Raw genomic sequence first — 293 nt, forward strand, 5'->3', positions numbered from 1 at the left:
TCCAGTTGAGGTTCGTCCAGAACGCCGTACAACTTTAGGTCTTCGCTGGTTAGTAAACTATGCTCGTCTTCGTGGTGAAAAAACTATGGAAGAGCGTCTAGCTTACGAAATCTTAGATGCAGCTAACAACGCTGGTGCATCTGTTAAGAAACGTGAAGACACTCATAAAATGGCAGAAGCTAACAAAGCATTTGCTCATTACCGTTGGTAGGATTCAACGTAAAATAAATGTATGCATAAACCGCTTTATTTGTCGCTTATGGAAGTGTGGAGAGGGAGAATGCCTCTCCCTT

The 293-nt window shown here is 42.7% G+C and carries 1 protein-coding gene; it reads left to right on the forward strand.

What is annotated here, in order from left to right:
- The coding region (locus SB717_RS35010) for an uS7 family ribosomal protein (RefSeq protein ID WP_486360787.1) at positions 1-211 on the forward strand (211 nt) is incomplete at its 5' end.
- Positions 212-293 lie beyond the last annotated feature (82 nt).

This window comes from Priestia sp. SIMBA_032, from assembly GCF_046535215.1.
Classification (GTDB): domain Bacteria; phylum Bacillota; class Bacilli; order Bacillales; family Bacillaceae_H; genus Priestia; species Priestia aryabhattai.